Raw genomic sequence first — 4,766 nt, forward strand, 5'->3', positions numbered from 1 at the left:
GGCGTGGACCCTGCAGGGACAGCACGCGCATCAGAATTTGTGCGGGAATTGAACACTTGCGTAAATAATGGCAAACCGCGCAAAGGGGCGTGTGCCGGCTTGCCATTATTTACGCAAGTGTTCAATTCCCGCACAAATTCTGATGCGCGTGCTGTCCCTGCAGGGTCCACGCCAAAGTAGTGATGCCCGCTCTATTCACGACGCCCCTGCCGTGCCAGGCGCCAACGCAGTAGGAGCCGAACAGTGCGGCGCGCAGGCAGGTGGACGTGAATGCGGCCACCTTGCCGCCACGCGTCGCGTTAATGTGATACCGGGCCTGATTTGTGAACGTGCCGTGTACGCACTCCAAATGGAAAGCCGCGAATACACCGTGAGCTTAGTAGGGATGTATAGCCTGAAGAAGGTGGCCACGGTCACGCGCGTGACCGTTCAACCAAAGTAAGGGCAAGAAAAGGTCAGCGCCCACATCGACAATTTCTCATTCAGCCCACACCACATGCGGTGCGAACAATGTTTTTCGCATGATATTGCAAGCGGCAACGGTCTGGACCTTTGCTGCACGACACTCTGAAGCAGATGTTCTTCCCTTGAATATGGGGTTTATATGGAAAATATGTTGCAGTGGAAAGCCTCCTATTTTCGCTCTGATGGCAGCCCCGGGCTGGTCTACATGGCCTTCCCTCAGGAACCAATGATGGCCGATCTCATGGATTCAATTCTTGGGTGGGACCTGGACAGCCAGTACCAGATCGTGAACGCCGAACCCGGCGCAGATCGTACGGCGCAAGCGATAGCGTTCTTTGAGTTAAATCACATTACGAGGGTTTACGTGCGATCGTTGGACGACCTCCTCGATTCGTCATCGGACGCATAGCATTCTACCGGCTCGCGCTGCGCGCGACATTTTGGAATACGTCGACAGCGCTGCAGACCCTGATGGACAGTCGCGGTGCATGGAGGGGGAGGCGCCGTAAATGACCGCGCATGGAACGAGGTTCAATGCATACGCAGATACAAGAATGCATCATCATCAGTGGAGGTTGTATGGAACTGATAGAAGCGGAAGAGCTCGCCGAACTCGAGCATATCCTGCGCAGAAATCGATTGCCGCCAAATGAATTTTCGTTAAAGGCCACCGACACAACGGATCCCAAAACCGACGAGGTTCAGGCTTTGCAGGGTGAATTGACCATCTGCCGCGAATCGACCGGCCAAACAAGGCAATACGTCATCGGCGACGGCAGCCCCTGGCTGAAATTGTTTCGCGATGACGTCAGGGGTGGCGCCTTTCTCGACAAGAACTCACGGAAGGCACGTCCCTTTTCCAGACGGCCAAGCACGGCACAACCTCCAGCATAGTCATGCTGAGGCCGCGACTAACTTGAGGCACCTGGCAAATGAGCAACCTGACTAAAGTAGTTCGGCGCGAAGATGTTTGGACCGCTGAGCTTGTGCAATACGGCGTCGCCCTGCGCAGCATCATTGGGCTTGCTGAGGCGCGGCGATATTTGCTTTCCCGATGCGTTCCGTTAAAGGTCGTTGAACGAGTGCTGTCGATCCGAGGATTTCCTCGTCGCCTGAAATCGCGGAAAGAGTAGATGCCAGCACATGCAAACAAGCAGGCGTCCCGCCTGCCTGCAGACCTGTTGCTTTTACATTCCAGCATTGCTCAAGATATTTTCTATGACATAGGGCTGAAGCATTCACTCAACTGATGCTCATCGTCATGTTGCCCACCCGGCATTGAGGCCAGTAAACGCAACGCCAGGTCCTTAGTGCCTCGGCACCGACACTCCGGTCCACAAGGGCTAGTCATGAAGGCTTCCCGCGCCAAGTGATGTCAGGCGCAGACCACAATGAACGAATGGCGTGCTGTGCTCGCACGGACTGCACGCGCGCAAACGATCGGGGCCGGCCTGCAGAGCAACTTACGCTTCGACTCGGCAGGCATCGGCGCAAATACCCAGTTATTGTTGGGTGCGCACGGCCCCACCGGTCCAATGACCGCTCCAGCGCTGGGTGTCCTGATCACAGACCAGGTGCTGGGCGTCCAGCTGATGAACACCATTGCCAAGCCAGTGTGCGATGGCAATGCGCGCAGCGTCATCGCATTTGGCAGACTCGCTCATTTCCTTGTGCCAAAGGCTTCCCGGAAATTCCAACGAATACTTGAACTCACCGAACAGGGAGTGGTCGGCCCAAATCGATATCTGCGCCATCGTCTTCAATACAGAAACGTGGAGGTGTGCCTCGACACCAGGCCGGACCACAAAATTCAACTTCATGAGAGCTCCCTATGTGAGCACGGAATGGATTGCGACTTCCGGGCAGACTACAAGTTCGGATGACCTGCGGCGAAGGCGATGGCATCGCACAATTGGTCGTATCGATAACCACCATACAGGTAGTGCCCCTCGACATACACGATGCCATGCCGTTTCATGATGGTTTCATCATCGTCAGTCGGATGAAATGCCACCTGCCAACTTGGCCGAAACGACACGTCGCGCACGAAGCCTTCCTTACCATGTTCCACAACCGCATAGCGCAACGCGTCCCGGAACAATTCGTATTGGTACTGACGGAACAGGTACCGCTTCCCATCGAAAGAAATCTCAAAGCGCGCAGCCAGGTTTTCATCCGTGTCCTTGCGTGCCGACGTATCACGCGTAATGCCCATGCCTTTGCTCTCGCAGCAGTCTGGGGACTCATTCAGCGCTAAAACTTGGCGCTGACCTTTTGCGGCCGCATCATTGTTGGCTTCCTCTCGCGTGTCAAAGGCATTCTCTGGAAAAATGATGGTGCGCCTGATCTTGTCAGGCCGGTACTCACCGCTCCTGTCGGACGGTGGTGACAGGTGTTTAAGCAAGACGGTGGACGCAAACCTGATCCTTCCATCGTGACAATTGAACTGGGCACATCTTAGGGTAATTTTCCATCCTTGAAACCACGATGTCGTCTGGCGGCGCATAGCGCTCTCCATCACTCGATTTCGGGCTCATCCTAGGAAGGAGGTGGCGACGAGCAAGCGCCCCTTCCCGGCGCAGTACCGGAGGCGCGTACGGTGCGCATGTATGGTACCCACGGCGCCCTCGGGCCCTGAGGCGATTGCATACTCGCATCCGCGCCAAGGAAGACCGGTACAAAATAGCGATGGCGGCGGGGTGCCAACTACCGACTATACGCTCACAAGCTGCAATGACCTAACGAATTCAGCATCCCGGGCACCTTGCGATTAGCCGCAACTGCTGCTCATCGGGACGCTCGAGATGCCATTACTTGTCGAGGGTCCACACTCTTCTCCAGTCGTGGCTTGCGGTAGACTGACACTCGCCTCGTTCTCCGGGCCAGTCAACGACGCCATCCGCACCGCAAGGCACGCCCTGCACGCGGAAGCGCCGAAGCGCACCAGCGCTGAATGGTCTCCCCCGCCAAAGCCGGATTACATACATAACAAGCCTGCGTCCTTCACGTCCGGCATTCGGTTCCCTGACTTCCTAACCAGGAATCTTGCTCGCCCGCCCGTCGATACGTCATCGTAGACCGGCGCATCAAGCCGATATCAATTCCCAATGGCTGCGCCATTGAAGGCGTGCTAGCATCATTGATTCGCAGTGCGGATTTGGCCCCTCCCTGGCCAGTGAAACTGCATCGCACGCCTTACGTTCTGATGGCTGCGTCGCCCGTCCCACGTGCCCGGCACTGCGCCGATATACCAATCCATTGCGAGGACATGATGAAAACTATACTTTCGAACCGAAGGCTCAACGTCGACCAGTTTCGCGATCTGGACCACGCGATTGACCTGGTTCATACCCATGGCTGGCGGTATGCAGTCGTGTATTTACGCAACCACCGCATTGCGGAGTCGACGCTGCAACGCGTACTGTTTGGTGATTGGGAGCGCCGTCGCGCGTCTGCCAACGAATTGGCCGTGCTTCAATGCAAGCTCGCCGGCTCATGCTAATGCGCGGCGCATCGCCTGCCACGCAGTCCGGGACGGTGCGTGCGAACCCAACGGCCCTCATTGCTGATGGCGCCGGCTTTCAAACCACTTCATCAGCGGTTGCACGGTAATGCCGTGAACCAGAATCGACGCAGTGACGACCCCTAAAGTCAATGTGACGAACTGTTGCGCAATCCCACCCGACACTCCGTGATTGAGCGCGAACATGAGGTAGTAAACCGAACCTATCCCACGGATTCCGAGCCATCCAACAAGCGCCTGTTTGTGCAAAGGAACACTGGAGCCAGCCATACCTAGCAAGATCGATGCAGGGCGCACAATCAAAAACAGCAGCGGGATAAACCACCACAGACTGCTGGCACTGGCAATATAAGGCAACATGGTGCCGATCATCAGGACAATCCCAAGTTCAGCGATCCTTTCAAGCTGCTCATTGAACCCAAGCACAGCGCGCGTCATGGCGCCGCTGGCATGATGGGAATGGGTAGCAGCGTCCTCAACGTCGGGTTGGTGCTCGCCAGGAATCCGCCCCAAGGGTGCTGTCCCAGCTAGCGGAAAATCCCGCGCCCGTCGTAGCGAGAGGCCGGCAAAGAAGACTGACAAAAATCCTGACGCCAGACAAAGTTGTGCGGCACCGAAGGAGACAGCTATGACACCTAGCGAAAGAAACTCATCCATGCCAACCGCACTATGATGCCTCGTTCGCAAATGGATAACCAGCTTGCCAAGCGCCGCACCGAGAAGTGTGCCGATCAATCCACCGCCGATGGTCGACCATATCAGGTCCACCGTCCACCAG

At 56.4% G+C, this 4,766-nt stretch carries 4 protein-coding genes; 1 reads left to right on the plus strand and 3 read right to left on the minus strand.

The window, feature by feature from the left end; all coding sequences use genetic code 11:
* The first annotated feature begins 1,044 nt into the window (after nt 1–1,044).
* Entirely contained in the window at nt 1,045–1,359 is a 315-nt protein-coding gene (locus AB4Z11_RS23370; RefSeq protein WP_442028021.1) for a transcriptional regulator, read from the plus strand.
* 608 nt (nt 1,360–1,967) lie between these two features.
* On the opposite strand, the gene AB4Z11_RS23375 is transcribed toward AB4Z11_RS23370, so the two are convergent.
* The 3 genes from AB4Z11_RS23375 to AB4Z11_RS23385 all read right to left on the minus strand — a co-directional run.
* On the minus strand, nt 1,968–2,285 hold the full coding sequence (locus AB4Z11_RS23375) for a hypothetical protein (RefSeq protein ID WP_442028023.1): 318 nt from the start codon (nt 2,283–2,285) through the stop codon (nt 1,968–1,970).
* Nucleotides 2,286–2,332: 47 nt separating this feature from the next.
* Nucleotides 2,333–2,971 carry a hypothetical protein gene (locus AB4Z11_RS23380; protein ID WP_442028025.1) on the minus strand — a complete coding sequence of 213 codons (639 nt, stop codon included), beginning with the start codon at nt 2,969–2,971 and terminating at the stop codon, nt 2,333–2,335.
* A gap of 1,053 nt (nt 2,972–4,024) precedes the next feature.
* Nucleotides 4,025–4,766, minus strand: a 742-nt coding sequence (locus tag AB4Z11_RS23385; RefSeq protein WP_442028027.1) for a cation:proton antiporter domain-containing protein, incomplete at its 5' end; no start/stop codon positions are given.

This window comes from Pseudoduganella sp. RAF53_2 (assembly GCF_052113985.1).
GTDB lineage: Bacteria > Pseudomonadota > Gammaproteobacteria > Burkholderiales > Burkholderiaceae_D > Rugamonas.